Source organism: Leifsonia sp. A12D58 (assembly GCF_047530025.1).
Taxonomy (GTDB): domain Bacteria; phylum Actinomycetota; class Actinomycetes; order Actinomycetales; family Microbacteriaceae; genus Cryobacterium.
The window spans coordinates 161,285-178,704 of the sequence record NZ_JBLJAT010000001.1; the positions used below are offsets into that span (position 1 = coordinate 161,285).

16 protein-coding genes and 1 tRNA gene are annotated in these 17,420 nt (G+C 63.7%); 6 read left to right on the plus strand and 11 right to left on the minus strand.

Annotated elements, in window-relative coordinates:
• Positions 1–38 precede the first annotated feature (38 nt).
• Positions 39–1,208, minus strand: coding sequence for a galactokinase (gene galK, locus ACMT3I_RS00795; RefSeq protein WP_414802540.1), 1,170 nt, complete (start codon positions 1,206–1,208; stop codon positions 39–41).
• Positions 1,205–2,356, minus strand: coding sequence for a galactose-1-phosphate uridylyltransferase (gene galT / locus ACMT3I_RS00800; protein WP_414802541.1), 1,152 nt, complete (start codon positions 2,354–2,356; stop codon positions 1,205–1,207). The genes galK and galT overlap by 4 nt, the downstream gene beginning before the upstream one ends.
• 89 nt (positions 2,357–2,445) lie before the next feature.
• Here galT and ACMT3I_RS00805 point away from each other — a divergent pair, with 89 nt between their 5' ends.
• From ACMT3I_RS00805 to ACMT3I_RS00820, 4 genes are all read left to right on the plus strand, one after another.
• Entirely contained in the window at positions 2,446–3,315 is an 870-nt protein-coding gene (locus ACMT3I_RS00805) for a DeoR/GlpR family DNA-binding transcription regulator (protein ID WP_414802542.1), read from the plus strand.
• Positions 3,316–3,324: 9 nt separating this feature from the next.
• Entirely contained in the window at positions 3,325–4,281 is a 957-nt protein-coding gene (locus ACMT3I_RS00810; RefSeq protein ID WP_414802543.1) for an aldose 1-epimerase family protein, read from the plus strand.
• Positions 4,278–5,597 (plus strand): DUF445 domain-containing protein, encoded by a 1,320-nt coding sequence (locus ACMT3I_RS00815; RefSeq protein ID WP_414802544.1) that lies wholly within the window; start codon positions 4,278–4,280, stop codon positions 5,595–5,597. Before ACMT3I_RS00810 ends, ACMT3I_RS00815 begins: the two co-directional genes overlap by 4 nt.
• Positions 5,598–5,697: 100 nt before the next feature.
• Positions 5,698–5,907, plus strand: a complete 210-nt coding sequence (locus ACMT3I_RS00820) for a hypothetical protein (RefSeq protein ID WP_414802545.1) — start codon at positions 5,698–5,700, stop codon at positions 5,905–5,907.
• Between the two features lie 279 nt (positions 5,908–6,186).
• Here ACMT3I_RS00820 and ACMT3I_RS00825 read toward each other — a convergent pair.
• Positions 6,187–6,259 (minus strand) — tRNA-Lys (locus ACMT3I_RS00825).
• Between the two features lie 117 nt (positions 6,260–6,376).
• On the opposite strand from ACMT3I_RS00825, the gene ACMT3I_RS00830 reads away from it, so the two are divergent.
• Positions 6,377–7,006 (plus strand): DNA-directed RNA polymerase subunit beta, encoded by a 630-nt coding sequence (locus ACMT3I_RS00830; RefSeq protein ID WP_414802546.1) that lies wholly within the window; start codon positions 6,377–6,379, stop codon positions 7,004–7,006.
• Positions 7,007–7,246: 240 nt separating this feature from the next.
• Positions 7,247–8,134, plus strand: a complete 888-nt coding sequence (locus ACMT3I_RS00835; protein ID WP_414802547.1) for an aminodeoxychorismate lyase — start codon at positions 7,247–7,249, stop codon at positions 8,132–8,134.
• A gap of 134 nt (positions 8,135–8,268) precedes the next feature.
• Here ACMT3I_RS00835 and pstB read toward each other — a convergent pair whose 3' ends face one another.
• The 8 genes from pstB to ACMT3I_RS00875 all read right to left on the minus strand — a co-directional run bounded on the left by pstB (position 8,269) and on the right by ACMT3I_RS00875 (position 17,352).
• A complete protein-coding gene (gene pstB / locus ACMT3I_RS00840) occupies positions 8,269–9,048 on the minus strand; it encodes a phosphate ABC transporter ATP-binding protein PstB (protein ID WP_414802548.1) in 780 nt (259 codons plus the stop codon).
• Between the two features lie 27 nt (positions 9,049–9,075).
• Positions 9,076–10,191: a phosphate ABC transporter permease PstA gene (gene pstA / locus ACMT3I_RS00845; protein WP_414802549.1), complete on the minus strand. Its 1,116-nt coding sequence runs from the start codon at positions 10,189–10,191 to the stop codon at positions 9,076–9,078.
• Positions 10,191–11,153: a phosphate ABC transporter permease subunit PstC gene (pstC, locus tag ACMT3I_RS00850; protein ID WP_414802550.1), complete on the minus strand. Its 963-nt coding sequence runs from the start codon at positions 11,151–11,153 to the stop codon at positions 10,191–10,193. Before pstC ends, pstA begins: the two co-directional genes overlap by 1 nt.
• A 138-nt stretch (positions 11,154–11,291) precedes the next feature.
• Positions 11,292–12,386, minus strand: coding sequence for a phosphate ABC transporter substrate-binding protein PstS (pstS, locus tag ACMT3I_RS00855; protein WP_414802551.1), 1,095 nt, complete (start codon positions 12,384–12,386; stop codon positions 11,292–11,294).
• Between the two features lie 131 nt (positions 12,387–12,517).
• On the minus strand, positions 12,518–13,456 hold the full coding sequence (locus ACMT3I_RS00860; RefSeq protein WP_414802552.1) for an NUDIX hydrolase: 939 nt from the start codon (positions 13,454–13,456) through the stop codon (positions 12,518–12,520).
• Positions 13,453–15,630, minus strand: a complete 2,178-nt coding sequence (locus tag ACMT3I_RS00865; protein WP_414802553.1) for an RNA degradosome polyphosphate kinase — start codon at positions 15,628–15,630, stop codon at positions 13,453–13,455. Before ACMT3I_RS00865 ends, ACMT3I_RS00860 begins: the two co-directional genes overlap by 4 nt.
• A gap of 56 nt (positions 15,631–15,686) precedes the next feature.
• Complete coding sequence (gene mshD / locus ACMT3I_RS00870; protein WP_414802554.1) at positions 15,687–16,685, minus strand: mycothiol synthase; 999 nt, start codon at positions 16,683–16,685, stop codon at positions 15,687–15,689.
• A complete protein-coding gene (locus ACMT3I_RS00875; protein ID WP_414802555.1) occupies positions 16,660–17,352 on the minus strand; it encodes a winged helix-turn-helix transcriptional regulator in 693 nt (230 codons plus the stop codon). Before ACMT3I_RS00875 ends, mshD begins: the two co-directional genes overlap by 26 nt.
• Positions 17,353–17,420 lie beyond the last annotated feature (68 nt).

Genomic DNA, 17,420 nt, shown 5'->3' on the forward strand with positions numbered 1-17,420 from the left:
ATGCGTCCATAACGACCACAACTCCGATCTCGCGGGGGCTACTCGTTACGCATTGCCCCATCTGCAGCACGCACCACGAACAGATCAGGGATGCCGAAGCCCGCTGCCGCGAATGCCGCGATGACGGCGGTCTCCACAGCGGGGATGAGGGCGTGAGGTGTGAGCGCGATGGCCGCACCGCCGAAGCCGCCGCCTGTCATCCGCGCACCGATGGCGCCGACGGACAGGGCCGTTTCGACGGCCAGGTCAAGCTCGGCAACCGAGATCTCGAAATCGTCGCGCATCGATTCGTGAGAGGCGTACAGCAGCGCGCCGATGGCTGTCGGGCCCTGTTCGCGGAGCGTTCGTACGGTGTCGAGCACGCGCTGGTTCTCTGTAACCACGTGACGCACCCGGCGGAAGGTCTCGTCGTCGAGCAGTTCTGCCGCCCTGTCGAGATCGGCCACGCTGACATCGCGGAGCGACTCGGTGCCCAGCGCTGCAGCGCCAGCCTCACACGATGCGCGACGCGAGGCGTAGCCGCCCGTCGCGTGCGAGTGGCTCACCTTGGTGTCGATGATGAGCAGCTCAAGGCCCGCCTCATCGAAGCCGAGCGGGATAACCTCAGATTCGAGGCTGCGGCAGTCGAGGAACACACCGGCATCGGCCTGGCCGAGCAGCGACGCAGACTGGTCCATGATGCCGGTCGGGGCGCCGACTGCGCGGTTCTCGGCCAGCTGTCCGACCTTGGCAAGCGTGCGGCGGTCAAGATCCAGACCCCAGACGTCGTTCAAAGCCACGGCGACAGCGCTTTCGATGGCAGCGGATGACGAGAGCCCCGCGCCCACCGGCACGTCGGAGTCGATGTAGATCTCGAAACCGGTCACCCGCGCCAGGTTGGCACCGAACTGACCGAGTGCCCAGGCGACGCCGAGCGGATACGCAGACCAGCCATGCAGGTTTTCGGGGGAGAGGTCGTCGAGCGAGATCTCGACAACTCCATCCGAGAACGAGCTGGAAACGCGGACGAGACGGTCGTCACGCTCGCCGAGAGCGATCACCGTGCGGCGGTTGATGGCGAATGGAAACACGAAACCGTCGTTGTAATCGGTGTGCTCACCGATGAGGTTGACGCGTCCTGGTGCAGACCAGATGCCGATCGGCTGGTGTGAGAAAGTGCGCTCGAAGTCGGCGCGTACCGCGGTGCCGAGGGGCGTGGAGGTGGTCATTCTGTGTCCTTTCCTGCGGCGCGAGCCACAGCATCCCGAATCGAGGCGGCGGCCTGCTCGGGGGCAACGTCGCCGATCCAGGCGCCCATGGCGGCCTCTGATCCGGCGAGGAACTTGAGTTTGTCCGCAGCGCGACGAGGACTCGTCACCTGCAGCATGAGACGGATGTCGTCACGATGCGTGGCCACGGGGGCCTGGTGCCAGGCAGCGATGTACGGCGTCGGGGTGTCGTACAGCTCGTCGATGCCGCGCAACAGCTGGCGGTACAGTACGGCGAGCTCGTCGCGCTCGGCGAGCGAGGTCGCGGCGAAGTCGGGCACGTGACGGTGCGGCAGCATGTGCACCTCGATAGGCCAGCGCGCAGCGAATGGCACGAAGGCTGTCCAGTGCTCGCCCTGCAGGATGACACGGTCGCCGGCCTGCTCGCTTGCCAGAATGTCGGCGAACAGCGTCGGGCCGTATGCCTCGACGGACTCAATCACGCGCTGCGTGCGTGGGGTGACGTACGGGTACGAGTAGATCTGGCCGTGCGGGTGGTGCAGGGTGACGCCGATGGCCTCACCGCGGTTCTCAAACGGGAAGACCTGCTGGATGCCTGGCATCTGCGAGAGCGCATGGGTGCGTTCTGCCCAGGCCTCGATCACTGTGCGTGCACGGGTGGTCGACAGGCTCGCAAACGAGCCCTCGGTCGCTGGGCTGAAGCAGACGACTTCGCAACGTCCGACCGATGTGCGGGTGCGATTCAGGCCGATTGTCGTCAGGTCGTCGAGATCGGTGGGAGCGTTGTCGTCTTCGAGGAGCGGCCCGAACGAGGGCGACTTGTTCTCGAACACTGCAACGTCGTAGTTGCTCGGAATCTCCGACGGGTTTTCCGGCGTCGACGGGGCAAGCGGATCGAGGTGGGCCGGCGGCAGGAACACACGGTTCTGCCTGGCCGCGGCGATCGAAACCCATTCGCCGGTCAGGGCATCCTGACGCATCGTTGCCGTCGCGGGGCGCGGCGCGAGATCACGGAGGTCGGGTGCGCGATCGGGCGCCAGCGTGGTGTCCGGGTCATCGAAGTAGATCAGCTCACGGCCATCGGCCAGCGTGTGACGCTGCCGGGCGATGCTCTCGTCGCTGACGAATGTGGGGGTGGTGGTGTCCATAGCAAGACCAGAGTAACCGATTTGCACAAACGAAATGTAAGCTTTCGATTGCGTAAACTAACGCAATGTTATGAAGGTGGGGCGAAGCGATGGATGCCAGCAAAGTGAGTGGCGCGAACGGTGTTGACCAGACGACGGATGCGCACAGCATGGCCGAGCGCGAAACAGTGCCTGCCGCGGTGCGGCGCGAGCAGATCCGACGCCTCATCGATGAGCGCGGCTTTGTGCGCGTCAGCGAATTGCGCGAGACCTTCGGAGTGTCCGGGGTGACTGCCCGCGCCGATCTGGACGCCCTCGTCGCAGCGGGGCACATCAGCCGCGTCCATGGCGGCGCGATGCCGACTCATGCCCTGACCAGGGGCCGCACCGACCGAGAACCGTCGTTTGAAGAGGCGCTCGCGTCATCGGTTATCCCGAAGCAGCAGATCGGGGCGCTCGCCGCCTCACTGGTGCTGAGCGGACAGAGCATCATCCTCGATGTGGGTTCCACCGCGCTCGCCATCGCCCGAGCACTCGTCGCCCGTACCGACCTCTCCGACGTCGTGATCATCACCAACGGACTGAGCATCGCCCTCGAACTTGAACAAGCGATTCCCCGCTTTACGGTGATCGTGACCGGCGGATCCCTGCGCCCGCTGCAGCATTCCCTGGTCGAGCCACTGGCCTCGACGATCCTCAGCAGTGTGCACGCCGATCTGGCATTCATCGGCTGCAACGGCGTGGATGCCACCGCGGGCGTCACCAACATCAACCTGCCGGAGGCTGGGGTCAAGACGCTCATGCTGCGTGCTGCAGCCAGGGCGATCGTCGTCGCCGACGCGTCCAAACTCGGCCAGGCTCACCTCGGCACTATCGGATCCCTCGGGGCATTCGACACGCTTGTGACGGATGCCACCGCCACGAACGACCAACTTGCCCCATTGCGCGAAGCCGGACTCCTGGTGCTGCAACCGCAATAGGCTGAGAACATGCGTGCACCGACTGGGAATCAACATCACCTCGTTGCAGTGGGGCCGAGCGGGACCTCGACTGCAACGATCACCGAAGTGGCAGCAGGGCTTCGCTCATATGCCGTTGACGGCATTGACCTGGTCGAGACATTCCCCGAATCAGTTCAACCGCCGATGGCATCCGGAATCGTGCTGGTGCCGTGGCCCAATCGCATCCGCGACGGACGCTGGACCCACGACGGTGTGACCAGGCAGCTTGCTCTCACCGAGCCGGTGAAGCAGAACGCCAGCCATGGCCTGCTGCGCTTCGCTCCCTACCGCGAAGTGACCAGCACCAAGAACTCAATCACGCTCGCGGCCACGGTCTTTCCGCAGTCCGGCTATCCGTTCCAGCTCGACACCACTGTCACGTACACGCTGACCCCTGATGGCCTCGACGTGACGCACTGGGTACAGAACGTTGGAGCGGATGCGGCCCCGTACGCCGTCGGCGCCCACCCGTACTTCCAGATCGGCGGTGTGCCAACACGTGACCTCAGCCTGACGACCAGTGCGGCAACCCGCATTCTGGTCGATGAGCGGAGCAACCCGATCGGCACAGAGTCCGTGGCAGGGACGCCGTTCGACCTGCGTGCAGGGCGACTCGTCGGCGACCTTGATCTCGATGCCGGTTTCGAGGACGTCACCGTCATCGACGGCCGCGTCGAACATACCCTCGCGGCCCCCGATGGCCGCAGTCTCACCGTGTGGGGCGACGACAGCATGCGTTTTGTGCAGCTGTACACGCCGCGTAACTTCCCGACGATCGCGAATACAGCCGCGTCCGTGCACCAGGCCGTCGCCATCGAGCCCATGACAGCACCGGCCGATGCCTTCAACTCGGGCAAGGGCGTGCATTGGCTGCAGCCGGGAGCTGATTGGACTGTGCGCTGGGGCATCACACACCACGGCTTCACCGGAGGCGAATCACAATGAGCACCCAGGCCGGGACTGACGCCGACGACGCCACACCGCAAAGCGGAAGGCCGGTGGCACTCGGCCCGGCCGATCAGGAGCGCCTGCGCGCGCTGCAGGGCATGAAGCGGCTGGCCACGGGGCTCCTGCTGCTGATGGCCGTCGTCTTCGCCGTGTCATTCGCCCTGCAGGACACCTATCCGTGGCTCGCGTACGTGCGCGCTGCTGCCGAAGGCGGCATGGTTGGCGCGATCGCCGACTGGTTCGCCGTGACCGCACTGTTCAGGTATCCGCTCGGCATCAAGATCCCGCACACGAACATCATCGCCAGTCGCAAGAACGAGATCGGGGCGTCTCTCGGCGAGTTCGTCGAGACCAACTTTCTCTCTGAAGAGGTGGTGCGCGGCAAACTCGAGTCAATCGGCATCTCGGCGCGCGTCGGCATCTGGCTGAGCGTTCCCGCGAACGCAGAGCGTGTCACCAGCGAGCTCGCTGTCGCAGGCACCGGCGTCCTCGATGTGCTGGCCGACGACGACATCAAAGACCTCATCGAAACCATCGCGCGGGTTCATCTCATCGAGCCTGAGTGGGGCCCGGCCATCGGGCGGGTAGGGTCGCGCCTCGTCGAATCGGGCCAGCAGCACGCCGCAGTCGACCTCTTGCTCGAGAAGGCAGAGGGGTGGCTGGTCACGCATCCAGAGGCGTTCGGGCGCGCGGTGTCTGCCAGGCTGCCCAGCTGGATGCCGGGCTTCGTCGACAAACTTGTCGACGACCGAGCCTTCAAAGAAGTACTGGCATTCGTGCACACGGTGCAGGCCGATCCAGAGCATCCGCTTCGGGAGGCGATCGACCGCTACCTGGCCGACCTGATGCGCGACCTGCAGAACGACAGCACAACTATCGCACGGGCCGAGGCGCTGAAAACGGGGCTGCTGGAGAGCGAGCGGCTACGCGAGTTCGCGAGCGAGGCGTGGGAGTCGGTGAAGGCGTCTCTTCGTGGCGGGCTGGCCGATCCGTCGAGTGCGCTGCGTGCAGGCATGCGCTCCACCCTGGTCGATATCGGCGTCAAACTGTCGACCGATGCCGCGCTCGGCGCCCGCATCGACCGCTGGATCGCCGATTCGCTGAGCTATGCAGTGCAGCAGTACCGACATGAGCTTGCCGGCGTCATCACCGAGACCGTCGAGCGGTGGGATGCGAAGGAGACGACGGAGAAGATCGAGCTGATGGTGGGCAAGGACCTGCAGTTCATTCGGCTCAATGGCACCATCGTCGGGTCGCTGGCCGGGCTGCTGATCTTCACTATCGCGCAAGGGATTTCTGCCCTGGTTGCCTGAACAGTTACCCCAGTCAACCCCTGTGGCAGCGCATGGTCAATCCGTTGCTAACCGTCGTTCATGCACGTACGATTTTTGGCAGAATCGGAAGGGGAAGACGATGAGAGTGTCGAGACAGATGAAGCATTTTCTGTCGAATATGGAATACCCGGCTAGGCCAGAAGACCTCATTCGTGAGGCGCTGCGAGACGGGTTCACCGACGATGACGTGCTCCCATTGGCGATGCTGGATGAGCGCTCATACGGCGGAGGAACCGACGTCAGTCGGTCGTTGGCCGATGGATCTCTGGGTGTCTCGTATGCGATTTGAACTGCCAGTGTGATCTGAATGGACGGGTGTCTTCGCTGTCCCCCCGGTGCGGAGACACCCGACCATCAGAAGGGGTGGCTTCGCTCAGTGTGAGTAAAGGAAGTCACCCTGTGTTCAGTTATACGCTCTTTCTACCCCAGTGCTAGATATTGAATTTTTTGCGTTGATCAGCGATAATTCCGGCTCTGTATCGCAGTGGTTTCTGTCGCTGACACACTCGGGATAGGTAAACGGTGTCTTCGTCTGATCTGGTTAACGCTCACCGGTCAGGTATCTGGGTGGGCCCCGTCGGGCTCGAACCGACGACCCAAGGATTAAAAGTCCTTTGCTCTACCAACTGAGCTAGAGGCCCGCGGTTAATAATCTAGCGTGGATCTGTTGCCTGACGAATTCGACAGGCCTCCAGCAGCAGGGTTGGCGCCCAAATAGTGCGTTCTGACGTGGCGCAAAATGATCTAGCGTGGATTCCATGGCCGACGAATTCCATAAGCCCACCAAATTCTCCGGCAGCAAGTTCGAGAGCATGAAGGGTGGCGAAGATCCCGCACTCATCAGCCGGATCGCCCACGAAACCGCACACGCGCTACTGGCGCGCGTACGCGACGATCCCGACCCTGAAGTAGTTGACCGACTTGTCGACTACACGGATATCCACGGCGTCGATGCTGTCGCCGAACTCTGGTCACGGGCATCCGCTCGCAGCCTGCCTGGCGCACTCTGGCGGATCTACCTCGTGCGAGTTCTGATCCGACAGGATCCGGATGGCATCGCCTACCTGTTCCAGCGCGGAACAGAGGTCGTCCCGAGTATCGACCCGCTGGTCGCCGGCGCCTCTGCCCCGACGGGCCCCGCCGAGATCATTGTGCTGGCCGACCAGATCCTGCGTGGTCTGTTCACGGGAGACTTCGCCGTAGCGCTCGACCGCGCAGCAGCATTCTGCCGGGTCACCGCAGCGGGCTGCACGAGTGTCGCCGACGATCTCGAACTCACCGAACCCGCGCGATCGACCGAGCTCACCACCCGAGCCCTGCGCTTCTCAACGACGGCCCAGGAGTTCGCATCCTGTGCCCGTCTGTGGCGGACGAATTCGCTCGACTAAAGCCGCCGGCCCCGCCACAGAAGCAGGTGCACAGTCGCGTCAGCGCAACACGCCGACGGCTCGGCTGACAGCTGACAGCGAACAGTCACTTTCAGCCCTCGGCCTGCTTTACACTGGTATCTGGTCGGGCCGCAGTAACCCCGGGCTCCAATATTCGCCGCTATGAGCGGCCTCGCGCCGAGAGGCGTTCTGCGGCCTGGCTTCAATCTTCGGTGCGATCCTGCGCGTTAGGCTCTGTGCATGCCTCTGCCGTACACGCTGCTGATCGATCCCGTGCCCGCCGATGACGCGCGCACCGACTTTACTGACACGTTCCATGAGGTCGACTCGTCAGAGCCTGCCCTGCGCGTCGCCGAACTCAGCACGCAGCGGGGGGACGGCATCTTCGAGACGCTCAGCGTCGTCGACTCGCACCCGCAGGAGGTCGAGCCGCACATCAAGCGCCTGAGCAACTCCGCACGGATCTGCGACCTGCCGGCGCCCAATCAGAATCAGTGGCGCGCTGCCATCGACTATGCAGTGAGCACATTGCCAGCCGAGGGGCAGTTCTCGCTCAAATTCGTTCTCAGTCGAGGGGTAGAAGCCGGCCCGGCTCCGACCGCCTGGTTGCACGCAACCGCCGCCCCCGATTTCGCCGCTGTGCGCGAGAACGGCGTCAAGGTCGTCACTCTGGACCGTGGCTACCCGCGCGGCGTCGCAGAGCGCGCCCCGTGGCTGCTGATGGGTGCCAAGACGCTCAGCTACGCCATCAACATGGCGGCGTTGCGTGAGGCGCACCGACGCGGTGCCGATGACACCATCTTCGTCACCACAGACGGCTACGTGATGGAGGGTCCGACCTCGAGCGTCATCCTGCGCGCGAACGGCGTCTATGTGACCCCCGCGCCGAGCGGCGCCATCCTGCACGGCACCACCCAGCAGAGCGTCTTCGGATACCTTGAGGCACAGGGCGAGACGACCGAGTATCGCGATGTCACCGTCGATGAGCTCAGGTCAGCGGATGCCGCCTGGCTGGTCTCGAGCGTGCGCCTGGCCGTTGCCGTCACCGAACTCGACGGCGAGTCGTTCCCGGTCGACGCCGAGCTCACCCGCGCGATCAACGCATATCTGTTGGCCCGCACGGCGTAGTCTTGCTGGCCGTTCCCCGGCGAGAGTCGCCGCTACGGCCGAGTGTCGCCGTTGCAGCGGCGATTCTCGGCACAAACGGCGACACTCGGCGGGATGGCGCCTCGGCGCGTGACCCCGCCAGAGAAACCGGCGACCTAGCCGAAGCGGCCAGACACGTAGTCTTCGGTGGCCTGCACCGTCGGATTCGAGAAGATCGTCGTGGTGTCGGCATACTCGATGAGCTTGCCCGGCTTGCCCGTGCCCGCGATGTTGAAGAACGCCGTGCGGTCTGAGACACGCGAGGCCTGCTGCATGTTGTGGGTCACGATCACGATTGTGTACTCGGACTTCATCTCCTCGATGAGGTCTTCGATCGCCAGCGTCGAGATCGGGTCGAGCGCCGAGCATGGCTCGTCCATCAGGATCACGTCAGGCTGCACCGCAATCGCGCGCGCGATGCAGAGGCGCTGCTGCTGGCCGCCGGAGAGACCAGAGCCTGGGCGGTCGAGGCGGTCCTTGACCTCGTTCCAGAGGTTGGCACCGCGCAGCGCCTTCTCGGTGAGCGCGTCGCCGTCGCTCTTCGACATGCGTCGGTTGTTCAGCTTGACGCCGGCCAGCACGTTGTCCTGGATCGACATCGTGGGGAACGGGTTCGGGCGCTGGAACACCATGCCGACCTGACGGCGCACGAGTACAGGGTCGACGCCAGGGCCGTACAGGTTGTTGCCGTCGATGAGCACTTCGCCGTCAACGCGTGCACCGGGGATCACCTCGTGCATGCGGTTCAGCGTGCGAAGGAACGTTGACTTACCGCATCCGCTCGGGCCGATGAATGCGGTGACGGTACGGGGCTCAATGGTCAGCGAGACGCCTTCGACGGCCAGAAAGTTGCTGTAGTAGACGTTGAGGTCGTTGACTTCAATGCGCTTTGACACAGTGGTTCCTTCGGGGTTGCGGACGCGTTAGCGGCCGAGTTTAGGGGAGAAGATTTTGGCGATGAGACGGGCGAGCCCGTTGAGCAGCATCACGATGAGAATGAGGGTGAGCGCGCCAGCCCAGGCGCGGTCGATGTAGGCCTGGGTGTCTGCGCCCTGGTTGGCGTACTGGGTGTACACGAACACCGGCAGGGTCATCATCCGCTCGCTGAACAGGTTGTAGTTCATGCTCGCGGTGAAGCCCGAGATGATCAGCAGCGGTGCGGTTTCACCGATCACGCGGGCGATCGAGATCATGACGCCCGTGACGATACCGGCGATGGATGTCGGCAGCACGACCTTGAGGATCGTCAAGTACTTCGGAACACCCAGGGCGAATGCAGCCTCACGCAGCTCATTCGGCACCAGCTTGAGCATCTCTTCGCTCGAGCGCACCACGACGGGAATCATCAGCACCGAGAGCGCGATAGCGCCACCGAAACCGAAGCGGATGCCCGGGTCGTTGAACAACAACGAGAAGAGGGCGAAGGCAAACAGGCCGGCGACGATCGAGGGGATACCGGTCATCACGTCGACGAAGAACGTGATGCCGCGCGCGAGACGGCCACGCCCGTATTCGGTGAGGTAGATCGCGGCAAGCAGGCCGATCGGCACCGAGATCAGCGTGGCCACACCGGTGATGAGCAGCGTGCCGACGATGGCGTGCAGAGCCCCGCCGCCCTCGCCAACGATGTTGCGCTGGGACTCGGTGAAGAACGTTGGCGTGAGGAATGCGGGCAGACCGTTCACGACTGTCGTGTAGATCAGTGAGGCGAGCGGCAGCAGCGCGACGACGAACGCCGAGGTGACGAGGGCGGTGACAAGACGATCTTTGGCCTTGCGTGAGCCCTCAACGAACAGCGAGAGCAGGTAGATCGCGAAGCAGTACAGCACGGTTCCGAAGAACAGGGTGCCGGCGATGTTGAAGCCGCTCGTGGCACCGGAGAGCTGCAGCACGGCGAAGACGAGCCCGGTGGCGAACCAGCTGCCGAGCAGGATCCAGAGGGAGGAGCGCTTGGGCAGCTTGCCCGCAGTGAGCGAGTTGCTGAGCCCGTTCGTCGGCGAGGGAGCCGGAGACGTGGGGGTGGAGGTGGCCGTCGTCATCAGTTCGCTCCAGAGAAGGCCTTGCGGCGGTTGATGATGTAGCGCGCGAGCATGTTCACGGCGAGCGTGATGATGAAGAGGATCAGGCCGGTGGCGAGCAGGATGTTGATACCGACGCCGTGCGCTTCAGGGAAGTTGAGGGCGATGTTGGCCGCGATCGTCGTGGGGTTCTGCGACGTGAGCAGCTGGAAGATGATCTGTGGGCTGGGGGAGAGCACCATGGCAACCGCCATCGTCTCGCCGAGTGCCCGGCCAAGGCCCAACATGGAGGCCGAGATGATGCCGGGGCGGCCGAAGGGCAACACGGCCATCCTGATCATTTCCCAGCGCGTTGCACCGAGTGCGAGTGCGGCTTCCTCGTGCAGTACCGGGGTCTGCAGGAAGACCTCACGGCAGATCGCGGTGATGATCGGCAGCACCATCACGGCAAGCACGATGGCGACGGTGAGGATTGTGCGACCGGTTCCGGACACGGGGCCGGCGAAGAGGGGGATCCAGCCGAACCACTCGACGAGCGAGGTATAGAACGGCTGAAGCATCGGTGCGAGCACTCCGATGCCCCAGAGGCCGAAAACGACAGAAGGCACAGCAGCCAGCAGGTCGATGAGATACCCGAGGCCCTGTGCCAATTTGCGTGGGGCGTAGTGCGAGATGAAGAGGGCGATGCCGATGGCGATCGGAACGGCGATGAGCAGGGCGAGGAATGCCGACCAGAGGGTGCCGAATGCCAGCGGCAGCACATAAGACCAGAAGTTGGAGAAGTCGCCCTTGAAGTCGGTGGCTTGGGCAGTGAAAGCGGGAAGGCTCTGCACGAACAAGAACACCGCAACTGCAGCGAGCACCGCCAGGATGAGGCCGCCGGCGACGACGGTCAGCGTGGAGAAGACCTGGTCTCCCGGCCGCTGTTTGGCTTTAGCCGCGACGCGCGTCTTTCGCGGCCCGGTGTCAACTGCGCTGGTCATGCCTGGCGTCTCCTTGAATCATGGGTTGGAGTCGGTGGGATGTGAGGAAGCAGCTATGGGCTGAACCCCAGTGTGCCCGGGCGGGCTTTCTCATGCATCTGCACGAGAAACCCCGTCCGGGCAAGGGTGAAACCGTATTTACTTGATGGTCGCGATGACGGCTGCGACCTTGTCCTGCAGTTCAGTGGAGAGCGGCGCAGCCCCGGCGGACTTGGCAGCCTCTGCCTGGCCCTCAGCGCTGGCCATGTAGCCAACGTATGACTTGACGAGCTCACCCTGCGCTGCATCTGCGTAGTCGGTGCAGACGATGGCGTAGCTCACCAAGACGAGCGGGTAGTGCGTCGGGTCGGTGGTGAGACGGTCGATCTGGATGGCGATGTCGTCGTCTGCCCGGCCTTCGACCAGCGGGGAGTCGTTGACGACTGCAGCTGCAGCCTCAGCCGTGTAACCGACGAACTCGTCGCCGACCTTGATCTTGGCGACACCGAGGTCGCCTGCACGGGATGCATCGGCGTAGCCGATGGTGCCGACACCGTTGGTGACTGCGTCAACGACACCGGAGGTGCCCTGTGCACCCTCACCGGTCTGGAACGGGAAGGCATCTGCTGCCTTCTCGGTCCACACATCGGGTGCAACCTGGCCCAGGTAGTCAGTGAAGTTCTTGGTGGTACCGGAGTCGTCTGAGCGGTGCACGGCGGTGATCGGCGTTGCCGGCAGTTTCGCCTTCGGGTTCAACGCGGCGATGGCCGGGTCGTTCCAGGTCGTGATGTCGCCCTTGAAGATCTTGGCGAGTGTCGAGGCGTCAAGGTTGAGGTCGGTCACGCCATCGACGTTGAAGATCACTGCGATGGGGGAGATGTAGACCGGCAGGTCGACGGCCGAGGTGCCGGGGGCGCAGCTGGCGAAGCCGGCTGCCAGTTCCTCATCCTTCAGGTACGAGTCCGAGCCGGCGAAGTCTGATCCGCCTGCGGCGAAGGTGGTGCGGCCTGCGCCGGAGCCCGACGGGTCGTAGTTGATTGTGACGTTCGGGTTTGCCGTCTGGAAGGAAGCGATCCATGCTTCCTGGGCCGAGCCCTGCGACGAAGCGCCGGCGGCGTTGATCGTGCCGGAGAGGGTGCTCTCAGGGGCTGCGGACTCAGTCGTCGCCGTCCCCTCATTTGCTGCACATGATGACAGTGCAAGAGCGGCTGCGACAGCAATGACCGCTGGGCGGCCATAACGCTTGAAGTTCACGTGAATCCCTTTCGAGGGTTTGAATGCAAGTGCGGCCGGTGCTGGCCCACAAGTGAAGCTAAGCCCTGCACTTAACGACACTCCTGCTTCAAGGTAAACGGGAGGTGAACGACAATCGCCGAAAGGGTGGTTCAGACCCTCGGCGCGTGGGTCTCAATCGCGATGATTCCCGAGCTCGGGTTGTCACTTGACAGGTGAACGACTGAGAATCCGCCGGTCTCCAGGTCGGCGGCATCCGTGACGTATGCGCCCAGTGTGGTTCCGGTGGCCAGCGCGATTTCCCGGAGAATGTCAGGTAACACCGGGCCGTGGCTGCAGAGCACAGCGTTCTTCCGCGACCGGACCCGCTTGCCGACGACGTGTCGGATGTCGGCAGTGCCGGCTTCCCACGCATCCTGACTGATGAGGTCTGTGCGCTTGATGTCGATACCGGATGCCGCGGCGAGCGGCACGACGGTCGTCACGCATCGGGTCGCACTACTCGTCACGATCCGTTTGGGGCGCCACGCACGAAGGGTGCCGACCAGGGCTGCGGCCTGCTTGACACCGCGCTCGGTCAGCGGACGGGTCGCGTCGGGGCCGTGCCAGCTGCTCGGCGGCGTGGCTTTAGCGTGACGGACCACGATCAGGGCAAAGGTGCTCGTGACCTCGTTGTCGATGAGATGGGCGAAGGCGTCGAGGATCTCGACATCCGCTGGATAGCTGAGGTAGGTGCGGGCGCGTTTGATGGTCACCCATTCGAGAGCTGCGACCTCGCCGTTGGGTACGAAGGTTGAGCGCATGATCGCCTCCGGGGTCACCTCGGCGGCCCAGTAGTGCACGATCTTGTCGCGGCCGTTCGGCATGTTGTAGTTCGAGATGCCCAGCGGAACCCCGAGCCTGATGGTCAGGCCGGTCTCCTCCTTGATCTCGCGCACGGCGGTCTCCGGCAGGGATTCACCCGGGTCGACTTTGCCTTTGGGGATGGTGACATCGCCGTGCACTGTGCGGTGGATGACAAGGATCTGAACCTTGCCATCAACCAGCCGCCAGCACACTGCACCGGCCGCGTAAACCGCCGTGTCCGTCATCGCCTGGCAGCCGAACGCTTGCGATTTCCGATCTGTTGCATAAGCCTATTTTGCATGTCGTCGAGCAGATGGCCCGAATCGTCCCTGGCGTGACGCACCCAGGCTCCGTCGCTGTCGAGCCACCACGACGAGGTGCGCGGGTCCATTGCGCGCTCGAACAATCCCTCGATTTCCTGCAGGTGTTCAGGGTCGGTCAGGCGTACCAGGGCTTCGACGCGGCGGTCGAGGTTGCGGTGCATCATGTCGGCGCTGCCGATGAAGACCTGCGGGTCGCCGAGGGTGTGGAACGAGAAGATGCGCGAGTGCTCGAGGTAGCGCCCCAGGATCGAGCGCACGCGGATGTTTTCGCTCATGCCCTCAACTCCCGGTCGCAGACTGCAGATGCCGCGCACCCACACGTCGACGGGTACACCGGCCTGGCTTGCGCGGTAGAGCGCGTCGATAATTGCCTCGTCGACCATCGAGTTGACCTTGATGCGGATGCCAGACGGCAGCCCGGCTGCGGCGTTGGCCGTCTCGTCGGTGATGCGTTTGAGTAGTCCCTTCCGCAGGTGCAGCGGGGCAACAAGCAGACGCTTGAACTTCTTCTCGATCGCGTAGCCGGAGAGCTCGTTGAACAGGCGGGTGAGGTCTTTGCCCACCTGGTCGTCTGCGGTGAGCAGCCCGAGGTCTTCGTAAATGCGGCTTGTCTTCGGGTTGTAGTTTCCGGTGCCGATGTGGCTGTAGTGCCGGAGTTCTTTACCCTCCTTGCGCACAACCAGGGCGAGCTTGCAGTGCGTCTTCAGGCCTACGATGCCGTAGACCACGTGCACGCCGGCCTTTTCTAGCTTGCGTGCCCACGAGATATTGGCCTGCTCGTCGAAGCGGGCCTTGATCTCGACGAGGGCGAGCACCTGCTTGCCTGATTCCGCCGCGGCAATCAGTGCCTCAACGATGGGGCTATCACCGGAGGTACGGTACAGCGTCTGCTTGATGGCCAGCACACCGGGATCAGCGGCAGCCTGCTCAAGAAAGGCCTGCACGCTTGTCGCGAACGATTCGTACGGGTGGTGCAACAGGATGTCGCCGCGCTTGATCGATCTGAAGACATCCGGTGCTGAATTCGGCTCGGCCGGCATGAGCTGCACCGCCGTCGTCGGGACGTGCTTCGGGTAGTGCAGGTCGGGACGATCGATACGCGACAGGTCGAAGAGCCCGCCGAGGTCGAGGGGTGCCGGCAGTCGGTAGACCTCCTGGGTGGTGATATCGAGCTCGCGCACCAGCAGGTCGAGAGTGATGTCATCCATCTCTTCGGTGATCTCGAGCCGGATGGGCGGCCCGAAGCGGCGGCGCAGCAGCTCTTTTTCGAGGGCCTGGATGAGGTTCTCTGTCTCGTCTTCGTCGATCTCGACGTCTTCGTTGCGGGTGACGCGGAAGATGTGGTGCTCGAGGATGTCCATACCGGGGAACAGGTCGCCGAGGTGGTTGGCCATCAGGTCTTCGAGGGTGATGAAGCGCACCTTGTCGACCGACTCGCTGCGGTCAACGCGCACGAAGCGCGGCAGCATCTGCGGCACCTTGAGGCGGGCGATCTCCTGCTTGCTTGTCTTCGGGTTGCGCACGCGCACCGCGAGGTTGAGAGAGAGGCCCGAGATGTAGGGGAAGGGATGTGCAGGATCGACGGCCAGCGGCATCAGCACGGGGAAGATCTGCTTGGCGAAGTAGTCGCGCAGCGATTCCTGTTCGTCGGCGTGCAGCGAATCCCAGCTGACGACATCAATGCCGGCTACGGCCAGCGCGGGACGCACGAGATCCTGGAATGCCGCGGCGTGCCTGGCCTGCAGTACGTGTGCGGCAGCTGAGATGTCGCTGAGCACGTCGGCAGGGGCCCGCCCGACGTTGGTCGGCACGGCCAGGCCGGTGAGGATGCGACGCTTCAGGCCGGCGACCCGCACCATGAAGAACTCATCGAGGTTGCTGGCGAAGATGGCGAGAAAGTTCGCCCGTTCGAGCACGGGGATGTCGGGATCTTCTCCGAGTTCGAGCACCCGCTGGTTGAATGCCAGCCAGCTCAATTCGCGGTCGAGGAAGCGATCCTCCGGCAACGCAGGGTCGTCAGTGAAGTCATACGGGTCGAAGTCGTCGTCGAAGTCGCTGCCGAGTCCCGTGTCGCTTTGGATGTTTTCGCCGTCCATCTGACCATCTTGACACTGCGGCAGGCCCGAGCAGGGGGATCAAGGTGAACGATTACTTAATTGGTGAGCCTGCGGTACTGCACGTCGATGGTGAAATCGGTGAATCCGAGCGAGCGGTAGAGGTGCACAGCACCCGTATTGTCGGCCTCGACGTAGAGCGATGCGGCGGTACAACCGCGGGCGGCCAGCCGTTCGAGACCGCGTTCCATGAGCATCCGGCCGAGGCCGTGGCCTGCGGCGTCCGGATGAATGCCGATCACGTAGATCTCGCCGGTACCGCCGCTGACCGAATCACCATCGGCGTCACTGTCGCCTCTGTCGCCTCTGTCGCCTCTGTCGTCGCTGTCGTCGGCAGCCTCGGCCGGCTCAATCTTCAGCCAGTTGTAGCCGATCATCCGGCCTGTTGAGTCCCGGGCGACCAGGAAGTCGTCTGCGTTGAACCACGGTTCTGCTTCGCGGTCGGCCAGATCGGTCACGGTGAGCGAACCCTGTTCGGGATGCGAGGCGAAGATGAGGGCGTTGAGCGCGACCCACTCTTCGTCATCGACGCCGGGAACGAAGGAGTTGATCGTGACGTCGGGAGCATGGGGCTGTGACCGGGCGGGTGTATCCGTTGTTGAAGCGACCGCCGGCGGAAGAGGGCAGAGCTGCAGGTGCAGCAGTGTGCGGACCGCGACGAAGCGGTGGTGGATGGCAAGCACCCTGGCCGCGGGATGATCGCCGTGTGACCATGCGGTGACGACGGCTGGCAGCGAGGGCAGCAGTGCGGTGAGGGCCGCCTCGCCGTAGCCATGACCGCGGCGTTTAGGCGCGATGACCAGGTCGAGCTCCGCTGTCGTACCGTCGTGGCCGACCGCGGCAGCGCCGACCGGCTTGTTTGGATGCTCGTCAGCGAAGAACAGGTGCGCGGATCGGCGTCCGGCAGCGAGGTCAAGCATTGTCTGTTCGTTGAACGGTGCATACCCATCGACGCGGGTCGCGGCATCCGCAACGCGAGTGAGCTGCGCTGCGATATCGGGGTCGGTGAGGTCAGCTGGAGAGAGAGTCAGCGACACGTTCGTCGTTTTCTTCTTGCACGTTGAAACGGTAACCGACGTTGCGCACTGTGCCGATGAGTGACTCCTGGTCGCCGAGCTTGGCGCGCAGGCGTCGTACGTGCACATCGACTGTGCGGGTGCCACCGAAGTAGTCGTAGCCCCACACCTCGCTCAGCAGCTGCTCGCGGGTGAAGACCCTCGACGGGTGGGCGGCAAGGAAGCGCAGAAGTTCGAATTCTTTGTACGTCAGGTCGAGGGGGGTGCCGTGTACCTTGGCCGAATAGTTGGCTTCATCGATGACGACGCCGGCGGCGCGGATGGTGGGGGAGGTGGGTGTCCTGGTGATTCGTCCGGCGGCCAGACGGATGCGGGCATCCACCTCGGCGGGGCCAGCAGTATCGAGGACCACGTCGTCGACGCCCCAATCGGGGCTGACGGCGGTCAGGCCACCCTCGGTGATCACAAGCATCAGGGGAACGGAGATTCCCGTTGTGCGCAGAATCTGACAGAGCGACTTCGTCGCCATCAGATTGGTGCGGGCATCGACGAGGATGAGGTCAGAATCAGGCGCTGTGATCAGCTGATCCGGCCGTGCGGGGATCAGCCGTGTGCTGTGTGACAGCAACGCCAGGGCCGGTAGAACTTCGTTGTCGACAGCCGAGGTAAGGATTAGTAACTGCGCCACGCGCATCCTCCCAAATATCGTGCCCTCATACTACTGTGCCGCTGAATCGGGCTTGAACAGGCAGAATA